Source organism: Mycobacterium sp. NGS17, from assembly GCF_059813205.1.
Map to the genome: position 1 here is coordinate 19,067 of NZ_JCALED010000012.1, position 18,439 is coordinate 37,505.

The window sequence follows — 18,439 nt, forward strand, 5'->3', positions numbered from 1 at the left end:
CGGCAAGCGGGGTGGTACCGCGGCGCTCGCGCAGCCAGCGCGTCGTCGTCCCCGGTTTGCACCGTGGCACAGGAGACAACGCGCATCGTGACCGACAAGGCCGACGTCAACACCTACCCGAAGCCAGGAGCGCCCGACTTTCCCGCGCTTGAGCTCGAGGTGCTGGACTACTGGGCCCGCGACGACACCTTCCGGGCCAGCATCGCGCGGCGCGATGGCGCACCGGAATACGTGTTCTACGACGGGCCGCCGTTCGCGAACGGCCTGCCGCATTACGGGCACCTGCTCACCGGCTACGTCAAGGACATCGTCCCGCGCTACCGCACGATGCGCGGGTACAAGGTGGAGCGCCGCTTCGGCTGGGACACCCACGGCCTGCCGGCCGAACTCGAAGTCGAGCGCCAACTGGGCATCACCGACAAATCGCAGATCGACGACATGGGCATCGCCGCGTTCAACGACGCCTGCCGCGCCTCGGTGCTGCGCTACACCGACGAGTGGCAGGCCTACGTCACCCGCCAGGCGCGCTGGGTCGACTTCGACAACGACTACAAGACGCTCGATCTGCCCTACATGGAGTCGGTGATCTGGGCGTTCAAACAGCTGTGGGACAAGGGGCTGGCCTACGAGGGCTACCGGGTGTTGCCGTACTGCTGGCGCGACGAAACCCCGCTGTCAAACCACGAATTGCGGATGGACGACGACGTCTACCAGAGCCGCCAGGACCCGGCCCTCACGGTCGGATTCAAGGTGGTCGGCGGACCGCTGAACGGGGCCCACCTGCTGGTGTGGACGACGACGCCGTGGACCCTGCCCTCCAACCTCGCGGTCGCCGTCAACCCCGACGTGACCTATGTCGAGGTGCGCTCTGGGGAGCGGCGTTTCATGCTGGCCGAAGCGCGGCTGGCCGCCTACGCGAAGGAGCTGGGCTTCGAAAAAGGAGATGCACCCGAGATCCTGGCCACTTATCTCGGCGCCGACCTGCTCGGCACCCGCTACCTGCCGCCCTTCCCGTATTTCATGGACGCGGCCAACGCATTTCAGGTGCTGGCCGGCGACTTCGTGACGACCGAGGACGGCACCGGCATCGTGCACATGGCGCCCGCCTACGGCGAGGACGACATGGCGACCACCGACAAGGTCGGCATCACCCCGGTCACGCCGGTCGACTCCAAGGGGCGATTCGACGGCACCGTCCCGGATTACCAGGGACAGCACGTGTTTGACGCCAACCCGCACATCATCCGCGACCTGAAGAACGGCAGCGGTCCGGCCGCGGCCAACGGCGCGGTGCTGCTACGCCACGAAACCTACGAGCACCCCTACCCGCACTGCTGGCGCTGCCGCAACCCGCTGATCTATCGGGCGGTGTCGTCCTGGTTCGTCGCGGTCACCCAATTCCGGGACCGGATGGTCGAACTCAACCAACAGATCACGTGGTACCCCGAACACGTCAAGGACGGCCAGTTCGGCAAGTGGCTGCAGGGCGCCCGCGACTGGTCGATCTCGCGAAACCGCTACTGGGGCACCCCGATTCCGGTGTGGAAGTCCGACGACCCGGCCTATCCGCGCATCGACGTGTACGGCGGCCTCGACGAACTCGAACGCGACTTCGGGGTGCGGCCCACCAACCTGCACCGGCCCTTCATCGACGAGCTGACCCGGCCCAACCCCGACGACCCGACCGGGGCAAGCACCATGCGCCGCATCCCCGACGTGCTCGACGTGTGGTTCGACTCGGGATCGATGCCGTATGCGCAGGTGCACTACCCGTTCGAGAACGACGAGTGGTTCGACGGTCATTACCCGGGTGACTTCATCGTCGAGTACATCGGCCAGACCCGGGGCTGGTTCTACACGCTGCACGTCCTGGCGACCGCGCTGTTCGACCGCCCCGCCTTCAAAACCTGTGTGGCACATGGCATCGTGCTGGGCTCCGACGGCCAGAAGATGAGCAAGTCGCTGCGGAACTATCCCGATGTCAGCGAGGTATTCGACCGCGACGGCTCCGACGCCATGCGCTGGTTCCTGATGGCCTCGCCGATTCTGCGCGGCGGCAACCTCATCGTCACCGAGCAGGGCATCCGCGACGGCGTGCGCCAGGTGTTGTTGCCGTTCTGGAACGCCTACAGCTTCCTGGCCCTATACGCGCCCAAAGTCGGTACCTGGCGGACGAATTCAACGCAGGTGCTCGACCGCTACATCCTGGCCAAGCTCGCCGAGCTGCGCGACGACCTGACCCACGAGATGGACACCTGCGATATCTCGCGGGCCTGCGAGCAACTGCGTCAGTTCACCGAGGCGTTGACGAACTGGTATGTGCGACGGTCGCGTTCGCGGTTCTGGGCGGAGGATGTCGATGCCATCGACACTTTGCACACCGTGCTGGAGGTGACCGCGCGGCTGGCCGCGCCGTTGCTTCCCTCGGTGACCGAGATCGTCTGGCGCGGCCTCACCGGCGAGCGGTCGGTGCACCTGACCGATTGGCCGCAAGCCGGTGACGTGCCCGCCGACCCAGACCTGGTCTCCGCGATGGATCAGGTCCGCGAGGTCTGCTCGGCCGCGTCCTCGTTGCGCAAGGCCAAGAAGCTGCGGGTGCGGCTACCACTGCCGAAACTGACCGTGGCGGTGGACAATCCGCAGCGACTGGAGCCGTTCGTGGACCTCATCGCCGACGAACTCAACGTCAAGAGCGTGGAGCTGACCGATGCGATCGACACCTACGGCCGCTTCGAACTCACCGTGAACGCGCGGGTAGCCGGGCCGCGGCTGGGCAAGGACGTGCAGGCGGCCATCAAGGCGGTCAAGGCGGGGGAGGGCGTCGTCAATGCGGACGGCACCCTGACCGCCGGACCCGCGGTGCTGCAACCCGAGGAATACAGCTCCCGACTGGTCGCCGCGGACCCGGAATTCACCGCGGCCCTGCCCGACGGGGCGGGCCTGGTGGTGCTGGACGGTACGGTAACCCCCGAACTCGAGGCCGAGGGCTGGGCCAAGGACCGGATCCGCGAGCTGCAGGAGCTGCGCAAGTCGTCGGGTTTGGATGTCTCCGACCGGATTTCGGTGGTGATGGCGGTGCCGGACGAGCGCGCCGACTGGGCGCGCGCCCACCGCGACCTCATCGCGGGTGAAATCCTGGCCACCAGTTTCGAATTCGGCGATCCGGCCGACGGTGCCGAGATCGGCGACGGCGTGCGGGTGAGCATTTCGAAATCCTGACCGCGAAACTGTATTCCACGACGCATTTCCCAAGTGGAGCTGTCGGCAGTTGCAGTTTCGTGAGATGTCAGGGGCGTCTGGCACCCTGCTGTCGTGAGCGCAGAACTTTTCGTCGGTACTGAAGCCGTTCGCGCGGGAGCGTACACGGAACGTGAGCTTCGGCGCTCCTGCACCCGCATCTACCGGAACGTGTATCAGCGGCCGGGCAGGGAGCTGACTGCCCGGGATCGCGCGATCGCCGCGTGGCTATGGTCGGGAAAGGAAGCCGTGGTGGCAGGCTGCTCTGCAGCAGCGCTGCTCGGCACTGAGTGGATCGACCCCCACACGCCTGCTGAATTGGTATGTGATCGCACCCGTCCGCCGTCGTTGATCATCACCCGCAACGAAACCTTGAGCGACGGGGAGATTACAGCGGTCAACGGCGTGCCGGTCACCTCGCCAGCCCGTACGGCGTTTGACCTTGGGCGGCGGCCAGGATTGACGGTCGCGGTGATCCGGATCGATGCTCTTGCACGGGCCACCGGACTTACCGCCAAAGACGTGTATCCGCTGGTGCACTCCCGCCGTGGCGCCCGCGGCATGAAGCAGTTGCGGCGCGTGCTGCCCTTGATCGACGCGGGTGCCGAATCGCCGCAGGAGACGCGGACAAGGCTCGTCCTGATGCGCGGCGGTCTGCCCAGGCCGCAGACCCAAATCGAGGTGCGCAACGTCTGGGGCGCGGTGTTGGCCAGGATCGACATGGGTTGGGAGGAGTGGCTTGTCGGGGTGGAATACGACGGCGCGCAGCATTGGCTGGATCCGCGCATTCGCGCCGACGATATCGATCGCACCGCCGAACTGGAGCGACGGGGATGGCGCTTGGTCCGGGTCAGCGCCGACCTACTGCGACATCGGCCGGAGGTCGTCGTGGACCGAGTTCGACGTGCTTTGGCGGCCGCCGGCTGTCCAGTGTGACAGCGAGATTGCAACTGGCAACACGTTTTCCGAGATGACCGGCCGCCACTTACAGTTTCGCGGAAAATTCTAGGGCCGCAGCGCCCGCTGGGCATGCGGCCAGAACGGCATGCCGGCTACCACGGTCGCGCCGGTGGCGATGACGCCGACCGCGACGTCCACGCTCTTGCGGCCATCCGATGCCCAGTAGACGTCCTTGAGGTCTAACAGCAGGGCCAGCTCGTCGACGATCATGGCGTTCGCGGCGCCGTACGCCACCGCGGCCGCGGGATGTCGCCGTTGCGCTTCCGTGCCGCGCAGGCCGATGCCGGCCACCGTCGCCAGCATGCCGATGCCGATGTTGTAGTGGTGGAAGTGGTTGCCGCCGAAGGACATGCCGCCACCCGAGGGGCCATGGCCGGCGCGAATCCAGTGGGTGAGGCCGCGCAGGCCGGCGAACGTGAGGGTGAACGACGCCCAGGCCAGCACCGTCGTTTGCTCCCCGGGTTGCAGCCGCTGATCCCACTGATGACGCAGCCGCGCCCACCGCGTCGAGGGCGGCGAACCATTGGACGGAACGGCCGTGTCGCCGGGCCCGGTGTCCATTATTTGACTGCGCGCCAGCGCAGCCGGCCGCCGCGAACTCCGACCTCGACGCGACCAAACCCCGCCGCGCGCAACCGATCCGGCAGGGTATCCGGTGACACGGTGTTGCAGGTGTCACGAAAATGCAGGATCCGGAACCACAGCGAGGTCACGCTGTCGCTGCCGGCGAACACGCCGCCGGGCCGCAGAACCCGGAACGCCTCGGCGAACAACCGGTCCTGCAGCTCGGGCGTCGGGACGTGATGCAGCATGGTGAACGACACCACCGAGCTGAACTCGTCGGACGGCAATCCCGTCGCGGTGGCATCGCCGTTGATGATGCGCGCCCGGTCGCCGTAGAGCCGTTGCAGGCGCTCGGCCATCGGCGGGTCGATCTCCACCGCGGTGAGCCGCGGCGTCTTGTCGAGCAGCACCCGCAGGATCGCGCCGTAACCCGGCCCGATCTCGAGGGTGTTGTCGCCCAAATCCACATCGGCGAGCGCCCACGGCAGCAGATCCTCCTCGACCGCCTTGGCCCAGCGGTTCGAGCTGCAGATCCGGCGGTGCGCGAGGTTCATGGCCATGGCGAAAACGTTAGTCGAACTGGCCCGGCGGGTGGGCCCTAGCATCGAGGGAGTGGAGTCGCGGTGGGTGCTGCACCTGGACATGGATGCGTTTTTCGCCTCCGTCGAGCAGCTCACCCGCCCGACGCTGCGCGGCCGCCCGGTGCTCGTCGGCGGGGTGGGCGGGCGCGGCGTAGTGGCCGGCGCCAGCTACGAGGCCCGAGTGTTCGGGGCGCGTTCTGCGATGCCCATGCATCAGGCCCGCCGGCTGGTCGGTGTGAATGCAGTGGTGCTGCCGCCGCGCGGCGTGGTGTACGGACTGGCCAGCCGGCGCGTCTTCGACACCATTCGCGCGGTGGTGCCCGTCGTCGAGCAGCTGTCCTTCGACGAGGGTTTCGGCGAACCCGCCCAACTCGCGGGCGCGTCCGCCGAGGACGTGGAGGCGTTCTGCGAGGACCTGCGGCGGGTGGTCCGCGATCACACCGGCCTGATCGCCTCCGTGGGCGCCGGCTCGGGCAAGCAGATCGCCAAGATCGCGTCCGGACTGGCCAAGCCCGATGGGGTCCGGGTGGTGAGCCGCGAGGAGGAACGGCTGCTGCTCGGCGGGCTGCCGGTGCGCCGGCTGTGGGGTATCGGGCCGGTCGCCGAGGAGAGGCTGCATCGTCTCGGGATCGAGACCATCGGCGAGCTGGCCGCGCTGACCGAGGCCGAGGCGGCCAACATCCTGGGCGCCACGATCGGGCCCGCGCTGCACCGGCTGGCGCGCGGCGTCGACGACCGCCCGGTCGCCGAGCGCGCCGAGGCCAAGCAGATCAGCTCGGAATCGACCTTTGCCGTCGACCTGACCAGCCTGGAGCAGTTGCGAGAGGCCATCGAGCCGATCGCCGAGCACGCCCATCACCGCCTGCTGCGCGATGGCCGCGGCGCGCGCACCGTGACCGTTAAGCTGAAGAAATCCGACATGAGTACGCTGACCCGGTCCGCGACGCTGCCCTACGCCACCACCGAGGTTGCCGCGCTGGTCGGCATGGCGCGCCGGCTGCTGCTCGATCCGCGCGAGATCGGCCCCATTCGCCTTCTCGGCGTGGGCTTTTCGGGGCTGAGCGACGTGCGCCAGGAGTCGCTGTTTCCGGACCTGGAACTGCCGGAGCCGCAAGCGGATTCACCGTCGGCCGAGACCGCGACGGAGGCGATGTTCGCCCCGGGCCCAGCGGAGGCCGCGGGGTGGCGGATCGGCGACGACGTGGCCCACCGGGAGCTCGGGCACGGCTGGGTACAGGGGGCGGGCCACGGCGTCGTCACCGCGCGATTCGAAACCCGCAGCTCCGGTCCCGGTCCGGCCCGGACGTTCCCCGCCGACGGCGGCGACCTGGTGCGCGCCAACCCGGTGGACTCACTGGATTGGCCCGATTACACCGGCGGGCTGCAGGCCGAGGCGCTGTCAGCCCCACCGCGCGACGACGTCGGCGACCGGTAGCTCCGCGGCCAGCGCGGCGATCAGCAGGACGCGCGCCTGAGGCGGTCGCAGCCGCGGCACCAGCACGGCCCCGGCGGCCGCCATCTCGTGCCCGGGGCCATAGCTGGCGCCGACCCGCCCCCCCGGGACGCGGGTGGACACCGCGACGATGACCCCGTCGCCGCAGTGCCGGCGCACCGCCTCGACCACCGCCGGCCCGGCGTTTCCCGAACCCAGCGCCTCGAGCACCACGCCCCGCGCCCCGGCGGCCACGCACGCGTCGAGGGCCACCCCGTCGCTGCCCAGGTATGCCGCAACGATGTCGACGCGCGGCGCGGCGGCCGCCCGCAGATCGCCGACGTACGGACGGGTCTTCGGGCCGGTGAGTGTCACCTGGCCGGTCACGGCGCCGACCGGCTGACCGATGAACCCGCTCAGGTCCTCGGTGGCCACCTTGCTCATGCCCAGCGGCTGCAGCACCCGGCCGGCGAAACACAGCACCACGCCTAAGCCGCGGGCGGCCGGGCTGGCCGCCACCGCCAGCGCGTCGCGCACGTTTCGGGGGCCGTCCGCATCGGCGGCGTCGGCGCTGCGCATCGCCCCGGTCAGCACGACCGGCGCCTGGCCCGCATAGGTGAGATCGAGCCAGAGCGCGCTTTCCTCCATGGTGTCGGTGCCATGGAGCACCACCACACCGTCGGCGCCGCCGTCGACCGCGGCCGTCACCGCGTCACGGATCCGGTCCCAATCGGCCAGCGTCAGCTCCGAGCTGTCGACCGCCAGCAGGTCCACGACGTCCACGTCGTGTTGTTCGCGGAAGGGCGCCGTCAGATCCGCCCCGCTGTACGAGGGTCGGTGCACCCCGTCGGCGCCGGTGCCGGTCGATATCGTGCCTCCGGTGGCGATCACGGTGAGCCGGGCCATGCTGGCATCATTGCGCATCGCCGCTGCGCGAACATGGCTAGCCTGCGTGGGACAGTAGGGGATGATGGGGAAGTGCCTGAAGAACCAACGAAGTCGACCGAGCCGGTGACCTCGGCCGAAGAGGCCGGTGCGGCCGCCCCGGTCGAGCGGGACGCGCTGCCGGGGACCGACGCGGCACCCGAACCTGCGCCACGGCGGCTGCGGCTGCTGCTGTCGATCGCGGCGATAGTCCTGATCCTCGACGTCGTCACCAAGGTCCTCGCCGTCAAACTGCTGCCGCCCGGCCAGCCGGTGCCGATCATCGGCGACACGGTGACCTGGACCCTGGTGCGCAATTCGGGCGCGGCCTTCTCGATGGCGACCGGCTACACCTGGGTGCTGACCCTGATCGCGACCGGTGTGGTTGTCGGCATCTTCTGGATGGGGCGGCGGTTGGTGTCGCCCTGGTGGGCGGTGGGCCTGGGCATGATCCTCGGCGGCGCGATGGGCAACTTGGTCGATCGCTTCTTTCGCGCCCCGGGACCGCTTCGCGGGCATGTCGTGGATTTCCTGTCGGTCGGCTGGTGGCCGGTGTTCAACGTCGCCGATCCGTCGGTGGTCGGCGGCGCCATCCTGCTGGTGGTGCTGTCGATCTTCGGGTTCGACTTCGACTCCGTCGGTCGGCGCAAAGGCGACGGCGGAGACCGCACGGGTGAGTGACCGCTCCATGCCTGTCCCCGAGGGACTGGCGGGTATGCGCGTGGATGCCGGGCTGGCACGGCTGCTGGGATTGTCGCGCAGCGCGGCGGCCGCTCTTGCCGAAGACGGCGGTGTCGAACTCGATGGCGTGCAGGCCGGCAAGTCGGACCGGTTGACCGGCGGCGCATGGCTACAGGTGCGCCTGCCCGAGGCGCCCGCGCCGCTGCAGAACACGCCCGTCGACATCGAGGGCATGACGATCCTGTACTCCGATGACGACATCGTCGCTGTCGACAAGCCTGCGGCGGTGGCCGCGCACGCGTCGGTGGGCTGGACCGGGCCCACGGTGCTCGGTGGGCTGGCCGCCGCCGGTTACCGGATCACCACGTCGGGGGTGCCCGAGCGGCAGGGGATCGTGCATCGCCTCGACGTCGGCACGTCGGGGGTGATGGTGGTGGCGCTGTCCGAACGGGCTTACGCCGTGCTCAAGCGGGCGTTCAAACAGCGCACCGTCGACAAGCGCTATCACGCGCTGGTGCAAGGACATCCGGACCCGTCCAGCGGCACCATCGACGCGCCGATCGGGCGTCATCGCGGCGGCGAGTGGAAGTTCGCCGTCACCAAGGACGGCCGGCACAGCCTCACCCACTACGACACCGTGGAGGCGTTCGTCGCCGCGAGTCTGCTCGACGTGCACCTGGAAACCGGCCGCACCCACCAGATCCGGGTGCATTTCTCCGCGCTGCACCACCCGTGCTGCGGTGACCTCGTCTACGGTGCCGACCCGAAGCTCGCGAAAAGGCTTGGGCTGGAACGGCAATGGCTGCACGCGCGTTCGCTCGGCTTCGCCCACCCCGCCGACGGCAGGCGGATTGAGATCGTCAGCCCCTACCCGCCGGATCTGCAGCACGCGCTCGACGTGCTGCGCGACGAGGGCTGACTCACTCGGGCTTTCGCGCCTCGACGAGGAGGCGTACCGAATGGGTGACGAACGGCCCTTCGGATTCGATGCGCTGGTGCAGTTCGAACAGCCGCTCGCGGTAGCGCTGCACGGTGAAGGCGGGGACCGTCCAGATCACCTTGCGCAGGAAATACACGACGGCGCCGATGTCGAAGAACTCGGCGCGCATCCGTTCCATCCGTAGATCCACGATCTGCAGGCCGGCCGCCTCGGCCTGGGCGCGCACGGCGTCCGGGTGGAACTCGGCCCATTTCTGTGGTTGCGGACCGATGAAGTGCTCGACCAGCTCGCCCATGGTGGCCGGGCCGATCTGCTGGGCGAAGTAGGTGCCGCCGGGCCGCAGCACCCGCAGGATCTCGGTCCACCAGACGGAGATCGGATGACGCGTGGTCACCAGGTCGAAGGCGGCATCGCCGAACGGCAGCGGCGGCTCGTCCCGAGTCGCGACGACCACCACGCCGAGCGGATGCAGGCGCTGGGTGGCCAGCGCGGCGTTAGGCGGCCAGGTCTCGACGGCCGCCATGGTGGGCGGGAACGGCGCCGCGCCGGACAACACCTCCCCGCCGCCGGTGTGAATGTCCAGCGCGGCCGACACCGTCGCCAACCGGTCCCTGAGCAGGCGCTGGTAACCCCACGACGGGCGTTCCTCGATGGCCCGGCCGTCCAGCCACGAAAAATCCCAGCCCTCGACCGGGGCGGCGTCCGCCTCGGCGATCAGGTCGTCAAATGTGCGCCGCATGTCACGCATGCTAGGCGCCGCTGCCGGGCACGCGCCGCTGCCCGGGACGCGCCGCTGCCGGGGACGCGCCGAGATTGCCGCCACGGTCGTGATCACCCCCATGACCGCAGCCGCCGCGGCAATCTCGGCGCAACCGCGGCAACCGCTCAGACGTTGACCTTGCCGGCGTCGGCCGTCGCGATCTCTGGAGCAAGCGGTGCGATCGCGCCGAGAATCTCGGTCACGGTCTTCGACGGCACCCCCGCGGCCGCCAGCGCGTCGGCCAAATGTCCGGCCACCAAACTGAAGTGGTGCATCGTGATCCCGCGGCCTTGGTGTACCTGCCGCATCGGGGCGCCGGTGTAGGGCTCCGGGCCGCCCAGGGCGGCGGCGAAGAACTCGACCTGTTTGCCCTTGAGGCGGTTCATGTTCGTGCCGGTGAAAAAGCCGGACAGCTGATCGTCGGCGAGCACCCTAACGTAGAAGTCCTCGACCACGACTTCGATCGCCTCGTGTCCACCGATGCGGTCATAGATGGGTGCCGGTGCCGGCTTGTGAAAGCGCGCCAGAATTTTCATGAGCACGATTGGAACATCTCGGCGTTGCTCGTCGGTAAGTGCGCGATCACGGCCGGATTGCCTTGTGTAACAAGCGGATTGCCCAATGCTGGCGGTAGTACTGGTCGGGCCGTGAGAGTGGTCGCGGTGTTACATGACCGCAATCCGCATCGGGGTGAGCCGCCGATGTCCTAGGTTGGCTTAATGATGCACGTCACATCACTCGCACAGCCCCGCAAGGCGGTCGTGGTCTACGGGCAGGCCAGTTGCGGTCGGGGGGCTCACATCATCAGGAGCGAAAGCCGATGAATCTTGGTGACTTAACGAACTTGGTGGAGAACTCGATCGGAAACCTGGTGGAAAAGCCGCTGGCTACGGTGTCTCACCTCGTCAACACCCCGAACTCGGCCGGACGGTACCGGCCGTTCTATCTGCGGAACCTGCTGGACGCGGTGCAGGGCCGCACGCTCGAGGAGGCCGTCAAGGGCAAGACCGTCCTGATCACCGGGGGATCGTCGGGCATCGGTGAGGCCGCCGCGAAGAAGATCGCCGAGGCCGGGGGGACCGTGGCGCTGGTCGCCCGCACCCGGGAGAATCTGGAGAAGGTCGCCGACGAGATCCGCGGCGACGGCGGCACCGCCGAGGTGTATCCCTGCGACCTGTCCGACATGGACGCGATCGCGGCCATGGCCGACCAGGTGCTCAGCGACGTCGGCGGCGTCGACATCCTGGTCAACAACGCCGGGCGGTCGATCCGGCGCTCACTCGAGCTGTCCTACGACCGCATTCACGACTATCAGCGGACCATGCAGCTGAACTACCTGGGCGCGGTCCAGCTGATCCTCAAGTTCATCCCCGGGATGCGCGAGCGCGGATACGGGCACATCGTCAACGTCTCCTCGGTGGGCGTGCAGACCCGCGCGCCGCGCTTCGGCGCCTACATCGCCAGCAAGGCCGCGCTGGACAGCCTGTGCGACTCGCTGCAGGCCGAGACCGTCAACGACGGCGTCAAGTTCACCACCGTGCACATGGCTTTGGTGCGCACCCCGATGATCAGCCCGACCACGCTCTACGACAAGTTCCCGGCGCTGACGCCGGACCAGGCGGCCGGGGTGATCGCGGACGCGATCGTGCACCGGCCCCGCCGGGCCAGCTCGCCGTTCGGGCAGTTCGCCGCGGTCGCCGACGCGGTCAACCCGGCGGTGATGGATCGGGTGCGCAATCGGGCGTTCGCCATGTTCGGCGACTCCAGCGCCGCGAAGGGCAGTGAAGCATCAACTGACACAACAGAATTCGACAGACGCAGCGAGAACTTCGTGCGGGCGACCCGAGGGATACATTGGTGACACCATGAGCCTTCCAAAACCTGACATCCAAACCACCGTTGTCATCACCGGCGCGTCGTCCGGCATCGGCGCCGAACTGGCTCGCGGGCTGGCCCGCCGTGGCTTCCCGCTGTTGCTGGTCGCGCGGCGCCGCGAGCGCCTCGACGAGTTGGCCAACGAGGTCGGCCAGGAGTACTCGGTCGCCATCGAGGTGCTGCCGCTGGACCTCGGCGACAGCAAGGGCCGCGGGAAATTGGCGGACCGGTTGCGCAGCGATCCGATCGCCGGCCTGTGCAACAGCGCCGGTTTCGGGACCAGCGGGGTGTTTCACGAGCTGCCGCTGGAGCGCGAGAGCGAAGAGGTCACCCTCAATGCGCTGGCGCTGATGGAACTGACCCACGCGACGTTGCCGGGCATGGTCAAGCGCGGTGCCGGCGCGGTGATGAACATCGCGTCCATCGCGGGGTTTCAGCCGGTTCCGTTCATGGCGGTGTACTCGGCCACCAAGGCTTTCGTGCAGACGTTCTCCGAAGCGGTGCACGAGGAGTTACACGGGACCGGCGTGTCGGTCACCTGCCTGTGCCCGGGGCCGGTGCCGACGGAGTGGGCCGAGATCGCCAATGCCGAGCGGTTCAGCATCCCCATTGCGCAGGTGTCGCCGCGCGACGTGGCCGAGGCGGCCATCGGCGGCATGCTGTCCGGCCGGCGGACGGTGGTGCCCGGCGTGGTGCCCAAGGTGGTCAGCACCGGCGGCCGGTTCGCGCCGCGCAGCCTGCTTTTGCCCGGCATTCGGATCGGCAACCGATTCCGCGGCGGGCCCAAGAAGTAATCTTTCGCCGAGCTGGGGGCACCTCCCGCTTGCGGACGTCACGCTAGCGTGGCATCGAGCACCCAGCGTCACGCCAGCGTGGCGGTCGGGAATGAGCAAGGAGGATTCGCGTGGCCGCTGTGGACCTGACCGCCGACGTCCCGATGACCCCGCAAGACATGTGGGACCACGTCTCCGACCTGTCGGACCTGGGCGACTGGCTGATCATGCACGAGGGATGGCGTGGCGAACTGCCCGACGAGATCGCCAAGGGCACCCAGATCGTCGGCGTGGCGCGGGCCAAGGGACTGCGCAACCGGGTGACTTGGACGGTCACCACGTGGGACCCGCCGCACGAGATGGCGATGTCAGGGTCCGGCAAGGGCGGGGCCAAATACGCCGTCACCCTCAGCGTGCGGCCCACCGCGGATGGTTCGACGCTGGGTCTGCGCCTCGAACTGGGCGGACGGCCGCTGTTCGGTCCGGTGGGCTCGGCGGCGGCGCGCGCCGTCAAGGGCGACGTCGCGAAGTCACTGCAGAACTTCGTCGAGTTGTACGGATAAACCGGTTCGTGGCGATCGCAAGCGCGGCGAAGCCGGGCGCGGCGGGTCGCCACCAATAAACACAGACACACGCCGCGACACGCCGAACTCGTGTCGGTCCGCGGTCATAGACTGGCGTCCCTATGAACCACTCGTCCTTCGTGCACCTGCACAACCACACCGAGTATTCGATGTTGGACGGTGCCGCGAAGATCGCGCCGATGCTGGCCGAGGTGGACCGGCTGCAAATGCCCGCGGTCGGGATGACCGACCACGGAAACATGTTCGGCGCCAGCGAGTTCTACAACGCGGCGACCAAGGCCGGGATCAAGCCGATCATCGGCGTCGAGGCCTACATCGCGCCGGCCTCGCGCTTCGACACGCGGCGCATCCTGTGGGGCGACCCGGGCCAGAAGTCGGACGACGTGTCGGGCAGCGGCTCCTACACGCACATGACGATGGTGGCCGAGAACGCCACCGGCCTGCGCAACCTGTTCAAGCTGTCCTCGCTGGCGTCGTTCGAGGGTCAGCTCGGCAAGTGGTCGCGGATGGACGCCGAGATCATCGCCGAACACGCCGAGGGCATCATCGCCACCACCGGCTGCCCGTCGGGTGAGGTGCAGACCCGGCTGCGGCTGGGCCATGAGCGCGAGGCGCTGGAGTCGGCCGCCAAGTGGCGCGAGATCTTCGGCGCCGATAACTACTTCCTGGAGCTGATGGATCACGGGCTGTCCATCGAGACGCGGGTCCGCGACGGGCTGCTGGAGATCGGCCGCAAGTTGGGCATCCCGCCGCTGGCCACCAACGACTGCCACTACGTCACCCGCGACGCCGCCCATAACCACGAGGCGCTGCTGTGCGTGCAGACCGGCAAGACGCTCTCGGACCCCAACCGGTTCAAGTTCGACGGCGACGGCTACTACCTGAAGTCGGCCGCCGAGATGCGACAGATCTGGGACGGCGAGGTCCCCGGTGCCTGCGACTCGACCCTGCTGATCGCCGAGCGGGTGCAGTCCTACGACGAGGTGTGGGCGCCGCGCGACCGGATGCCGATCTTCCCGGTGCCCGAGGGTCACGACCAGGCGAGCTGGCTGCACCACGAGGTGCTGGCCGGGTTGGCGCGCCGCTTTCCGTCCGGTGTCGGCCAGGACTACATCGACCGGGCCGAGTACGAGATCAAGGTCATCTGCGACAAGGGCTTCCCGTCCTACTTCCTGATCGTCGCCGACCTGATCAACTACGCGCGGTCGGTCGACATCCGGGTGGGGCCGGGGCGTGGCTCGGCGGCGGGCTCGCTGGTGGCCTACGCGCTGGGCATCACCAACATCGACCCGATCCCGCACGGTCTGCTGTTCGAGCGCTTCCTCAACCCGGAACGCCCGTCGGCACCCGACATCGACATCGACTTCGACGACCGTCGCCGCGGCGAGATGGTGCGCTACGCCGCCGAGAAGTGGGGCTCCGACCGCGTCGCCCAGGTCATCACCTTCGGCACCATCAAAACCAAAGCGGCGCTGAAGGATTCGGCCCGCATCCACTATGGCCAGCCCGGCTTCGCGATCGCCGACCGGATCACCAAGGCGCTACCGCCGCCGATCATGGCCAAGGACATTCCGCTGTCGGGCATCACCGACCCGGGCCATGAGCGGTTCAAGGAGGCCGCCGAGGTCCGCGGCCTGATCGAAACGGACCCGGACGTGCGCACCATCTACCAGACCGCGCGCGGCCTGGAGGGCCTGATCCGCAACGCCGGTGTGCACGCGTGCGCGGTGATCATGAGCAGCGAGCCGCTGACCGAGGCCATTCCGCTGTGGAAGCGGCCCCAGGACGGCGCGATCATCACCGGCTGGGACTACCCGTCGTGCGAGGCCATCGGCCTGCTGAAGATGGACTTCCTGGGCCTGCGAAACCTGACGATCATCGGCGACGCCCTGGAGAACATCAAGAGCAACAGGGGAATCGACCTCGACCTGGAATCGGTGCCGCTGGACGACAAGCCCACCTATGAGCTGCTCGGCCGCGGCGACACCCTGGGCGTGTTCCAGCTCGACGGTGGGCCGATGCGAGATCTGTTGCGCCGCATGCAGCCCACCGAGTTCAACGACATCGTCGCGGTGCTGGCGCTGTACCGCCCCGGCCCGATGGGCATGAACGCGCACAACGACTACGCGGACCGCAAGAACGGTCGTCAGGCGGTCAAGCCGATCCACCCCGAGCTCGAGGAGCCGCTGCGCGAGATCCTGGCCGAAACCCACGGGTTGATCGTCTACCAAGAGCAGATCATGTTCATCGCCCAGAAGGTCGCCTCCTACACGATGGGCAAGGCCGACGCGCTGCGTAAGGCGATGGGTAAGAAGAAGCTCGAGGTGCTCGAGGCCGAGTACAAGGGCTTCTATGAGGGCATGACCGCCAACGGCTTCTCCGAAAAAGCGGTGAAAGCGTTGTGGGACACCATTCTTCCGTTCGCCGGTTATGCGTTCAACAAGTCGCATGCGGCCGGCTACGGCCTGGTCTCCTACTGGACCGCCTACCTCAAGGCCAACTATCCGGCCGAGTACATGGCCGGCCTGCTGACGTCGGTGGGCGACGACAAGGACAAGGCGGCCGTCTACCTGGCCGACTGCAGAAAGCTCGGCATCACGGTGCTGCCGCCGGACGTCAACGAGTCGCTGGTGAACTTCGCCTCGGTGGGGCGGGACATCCGGTTCGGGCTCGGCGCGGTGCGCAACGTCGGCGCCAACGTGGTCGGCTCGCTGATCGGCACCCGCAACGGCAAAGGCAAATTCACCGACTTTTCGGACTACCTGAACAAGATCGACGTCGCGGCCTGCAACAAGAAGGTCACCGAGTCGCTGATCAAGGCGGGGGCATTCGACTCGCTCGGTCACGCCCGTAAGGGTCTGTTCCTGGTGCATACCGACGCGGTCGACTCGGTGCTGGGCACCAAGAAGGCCGAGGCGATGGGCCAGTTCGACCTGTTCGGCGGCGGGGAAGACGGGGTCGGCTGCGACTCCGTGTTCAACATCAAGGTGCCCGACGACGAGTGGGAGGACAAGCACAAGCTCGCCCTGGAGCGAGAGATGCTGGGCCTGTACGTGTCCGGGCATCCGCTCAACCAGGTGGCGCACCTGTTGACCGCTCAGGTCGACACCCAGATCCCGGCCATCCTCGACGGTGATGTCCCCAACGACGCCCAGGTGCGGGTCGGGGGCATCCTCGCGTCGGTCAACCGGCGGGTCAACAAGAACGGGATGCCTTGGGCGTCCGCTCAATTGGAGGACCTCACCGGTGGGATCGAGGTGATGTTCTTCCCGCAGGCGTACTCCGTGTACGGGGCCGAGATCGCCGACGACGCCGTGGTGCTGATCAAGGCCAAGGTATCGCTGCGCGACGACCGCGTCGCGCTGATCGCCAATGAACTTGTGGTGCCGGACTTTTCCAATGCGCAGCCGAACCGGCCGCTGGCGGTCAGCCTGCCGACACGGCAGTGCACCATCGACAAGGTCACCGCGCTCAAGCAGGTGCTGGCTCGTCACCCCGGCACGGCACAGGTGCATCTGCGGCTGATCAGCGGGGACCGGATCACCACCCTGGAACTGGATGCCTCCCTTCGGGTTACGCCGTCGCCGGCGCTGATGGGGGACCTCAAGGCGCTGCTCGGCCCGGGCTGCCTGGGCGGCTAGGCGCCGGCGCGCCCACCGCCGCTCCTCCGCGAGTGTGAAGTTAGTTTCACACTCGCGTTCGAATGTGAAACTAACTTCACGTTCGACCCCGAACCGCTAACCGGCCAATCGCAACGCGGCCTGGTGGTCGTGGGTCGGGATGATTGTGACCGCATGCCGCGCCAGGTGTAGGCGCTGCAGGGTCCTGAAGGTCTCGTCACGATCCTCGTCCACCAAATTGCCTGGATAGCTTGACTTCTGCCGGACCTTGTCGATCTGCAAGTAGTGCCAGGCGGCGTCGCCCGCGATCAGGATCCATCCTCGTGCGGTGTGGGCGAGCACCCCGACGCTGCCCGGGGTGTGCCCGGCAAGGTCGACCAGCAGCACCGAGTGGTCGCCGAAGAGGTCATGGCTGGCGGTGAAGGTCAGCACCGGCGGCCCGTCCAGGTCGTATTCGTTGACGGGCCGGTCGCGCAGCGAATCGCGCACGCCGCCGACGGGAGCGACGCCACCCGAGCCGATCCAGCTGTGCTCGCGGCGGTGCAGGTACACGGGGAGACCCGGTAGATCCAGCAGACCCGACACATGGTCCCAGTGCGCGTGGGTGGGAAGCGCGAAATCCAGGCGAGCGTCGGGCAGGCCGTTCAGTGCGGTGCGGGTGGGGATCGTGCCGGCCGGCGGGCGGACCGCCACCCGCAGCACGGCGGGCAGCTGGGCGATCGCTCGTCGCTCGACGTCGCCGCAGACCGCGGGGTCTACGATGAACGTCGCCGCCGGGTGGGTGACGACGAACGACGTGAGCGAGTTCTCGATGCGCGCCGGGGTGAAGGCGCCCTCCACGATGGCGGCGGTCGGCACCGGGCGCGGCAGTTGGGGCAGCGCCGTCACCGTCACGGTGCGGCCGGGATCCGGCAGACCCGCGTCGACGACGCTGCGCAGGAACCGCTCGTCGGGCCGCCTAGGGCGCACCATGCCCAGCACCAATCCCACTGCCGCACCGCAGCATTGGCGCAAGCCGGGGGAGCGGACGGGGTCCGACGTCGTGGCGCGCGTCATGGCAGCTCCACCCGCACGATGACGCTGTCCGGCCACACGCCGCGATCGCGGGCGCGCCGCAGCTTCTCTCGCGCGCACAGGTCTTGGTGCACGTTGGTCACGCCGGGAAGCTTGATCAGCGGGAGAATGTTCCACTGCCAGCCGTAGCGCCGGTGCAGCACGCGGTTGGCGCGGGCGGCCTCGGCACCGGACAGCACCGTGGCGCGGCCGGCCACCGTCGTCGCGCCGGGGTGCACCTGGCCCCGGTAGTCGCACGGGACGAGTTCGACGCCACGGCGCGCGGCCAGCCGCCTGGTCTTCGGGCCGACCTTGGTCCGGAACAACACGCCGCCGTCGTCGTCGAACGCGAACCAGATCGGGGTGCCGACGGGCGTGCCGTCGCGGCGGAATGATCGCAGCAGGGCATAGCGAGAACGGTTGAGTTCGGCGTATCGGGGGATGGTCATGACGCC

General features: G+C 68.3%; 16 protein-coding genes. 9 read left to right on the plus strand and 7 right to left on the minus strand.

What is annotated here, in order from left to right; genetic code table 11:
- The first annotated feature begins 87 nt into the window (after positions 1–87).
- A complete protein-coding gene (gene ileS / locus AC5Y7E_RS21950; RefSeq protein ID WP_499950748.1) occupies positions 88–3,219 on the plus strand; it encodes an isoleucine--tRNA ligase in 3,132 nt (1,043 codons plus the stop codon).
- A 93-nt stretch (positions 3,220–3,312) separates the two neighbouring features.
- Positions 3,313–4,173, plus strand: coding sequence for a PDDEXK-like endonuclease domain-containing protein (locus AC5Y7E_RS21955; protein ID WP_499950749.1), 861 nt, complete (start codon positions 3,313–3,315; stop codon positions 4,171–4,173).
- Between the two features lie 69 nt (positions 4,174–4,242).
- Here the strand turns inward: AC5Y7E_RS21955 and AC5Y7E_RS21960 are convergent, their stop codons facing one another.
- Entirely contained in the window at positions 4,243–4,758 is a 516-nt protein-coding gene (locus tag AC5Y7E_RS21960) for a hypothetical protein (RefSeq protein ID WP_499950750.1), read from the minus strand.
- Positions 4,758–5,321 carry a class I SAM-dependent methyltransferase gene (locus AC5Y7E_RS21965; RefSeq protein WP_499950751.1) on the minus strand — a complete coding sequence of 188 codons (564 nt, stop codon included), beginning with the start codon at positions 5,319–5,321 and terminating at the stop codon, positions 4,758–4,760. The genes AC5Y7E_RS21960 and AC5Y7E_RS21965 overlap by 1 nt, the downstream gene beginning before the upstream one ends.
- A gap of 52 nt (positions 5,322–5,373) precedes the next feature.
- Here AC5Y7E_RS21965 and AC5Y7E_RS21970 point away from each other — a divergent pair, with 52 nt between their 5' ends.
- Positions 5,374–6,777 (plus strand): DNA polymerase IV, encoded by a 1,404-nt coding sequence (locus AC5Y7E_RS21970; RefSeq protein ID WP_499950805.1) that lies wholly within the window; start codon positions 5,374–5,376, stop codon positions 6,775–6,777.
- Here AC5Y7E_RS21970 and AC5Y7E_RS21975 read toward each other — a convergent pair.
- Positions 6,742–7,698 carry an asparaginase gene (locus AC5Y7E_RS21975; RefSeq protein WP_499950752.1) on the minus strand — a complete coding sequence of 319 codons (957 nt, stop codon included), beginning with the start codon at positions 7,696–7,698 and terminating at the stop codon, positions 6,742–6,744. The two genes, AC5Y7E_RS21970 and AC5Y7E_RS21975, sit on opposite strands and share 36 nt — an antisense overlap.
- A 54-nt stretch (positions 7,699–7,752) precedes the next feature.
- Between AC5Y7E_RS21975 and lspA the strand changes: the two genes are divergently transcribed.
- Both lspA and AC5Y7E_RS21985 read left to right on the plus strand, forming a co-directional pair.
- Positions 7,753–8,379, plus strand: a complete 627-nt coding sequence (lspA, locus tag AC5Y7E_RS21980) for a signal peptidase II (protein WP_499950753.1) — start codon at positions 7,753–7,755, stop codon at positions 8,377–8,379.
- Positions 8,372–9,298: an RluA family pseudouridine synthase gene (locus AC5Y7E_RS21985; protein WP_499950754.1), complete on the plus strand. Its 927-nt coding sequence runs from the start codon at positions 8,372–8,374 to the stop codon at positions 9,296–9,298. Before lspA ends, AC5Y7E_RS21985 begins: the two co-directional genes overlap by 8 nt.
- Position 9,299: 1 nt before the next feature.
- Here AC5Y7E_RS21985 and AC5Y7E_RS21990 read toward each other — a convergent pair whose 3' ends face one another.
- Positions 9,300–10,058, minus strand: a complete 759-nt coding sequence (locus tag AC5Y7E_RS21990; RefSeq protein WP_499950755.1) for a methyltransferase domain-containing protein — start codon at positions 10,056–10,058, stop codon at positions 9,300–9,302.
- 146 nt (positions 10,059–10,204) lie between these two features.
- Positions 10,205–10,615 (minus strand): group I truncated hemoglobin, encoded by a 411-nt coding sequence (locus AC5Y7E_RS21995; RefSeq protein ID WP_499950756.1) that lies wholly within the window; start codon positions 10,613–10,615, stop codon positions 10,205–10,207.
- A 284-nt stretch (positions 10,616–10,899) separates the two neighbouring features.
- Between AC5Y7E_RS21995 and AC5Y7E_RS22000 the strand changes: the two genes are divergently transcribed.
- The 4 genes from AC5Y7E_RS22000 to dnaE all read left to right on the plus strand — a co-directional run bounded on the left by AC5Y7E_RS22000 (position 10,900) and on the right by dnaE (position 16,952).
- A complete protein-coding gene (locus AC5Y7E_RS22000; RefSeq protein WP_499950757.1) occupies positions 10,900–11,940 on the plus strand; it encodes an SDR family NAD(P)-dependent oxidoreductase in 1,041 nt (346 codons plus the stop codon).
- Between the two features lie 4 nt (positions 11,941–11,944).
- Entirely contained in the window at positions 11,945–12,748 is an 804-nt protein-coding gene (locus AC5Y7E_RS22005; RefSeq protein WP_499950758.1) for an SDR family NAD(P)-dependent oxidoreductase, read from the plus strand.
- Positions 12,749–12,858: 110 nt separating this feature from the next.
- Positions 12,859–13,290 (plus strand): type II toxin-antitoxin system Rv0910 family toxin, encoded by a 432-nt coding sequence (locus tag AC5Y7E_RS22010; protein WP_499950759.1) that lies wholly within the window; start codon positions 12,859–12,861, stop codon positions 13,288–13,290.
- Positions 13,291–13,412: 122 nt separating this feature from the next.
- On the plus strand, positions 13,413–16,952 hold the full coding sequence (dnaE, locus tag AC5Y7E_RS22015) for a DNA polymerase III subunit alpha (RefSeq protein WP_499921701.1): 3,540 nt from the start codon (positions 13,413–13,415) through the stop codon (positions 16,950–16,952).
- A gap of 96 nt (positions 16,953–17,048) precedes the next feature.
- Here the strand turns inward: dnaE and AC5Y7E_RS22020 are convergent, their stop codons facing one another.
- Complete coding sequence (locus AC5Y7E_RS22020; protein ID WP_499950760.1) at positions 17,049–17,987, minus strand: MBL fold metallo-hydrolase; 939 nt, start codon at positions 17,985–17,987, stop codon at positions 17,049–17,051.
- Positions 17,984–18,433: a PPOX class F420-dependent oxidoreductase gene (locus AC5Y7E_RS22025; protein ID WP_499950761.1), complete on the minus strand. Its 450-nt coding sequence runs from the start codon at positions 18,431–18,433 to the stop codon at positions 17,984–17,986. The genes AC5Y7E_RS22020 and AC5Y7E_RS22025 overlap by 4 nt, the downstream gene beginning before the upstream one ends.
- Positions 18,434–18,439: the final 6 nt, after the last annotated feature.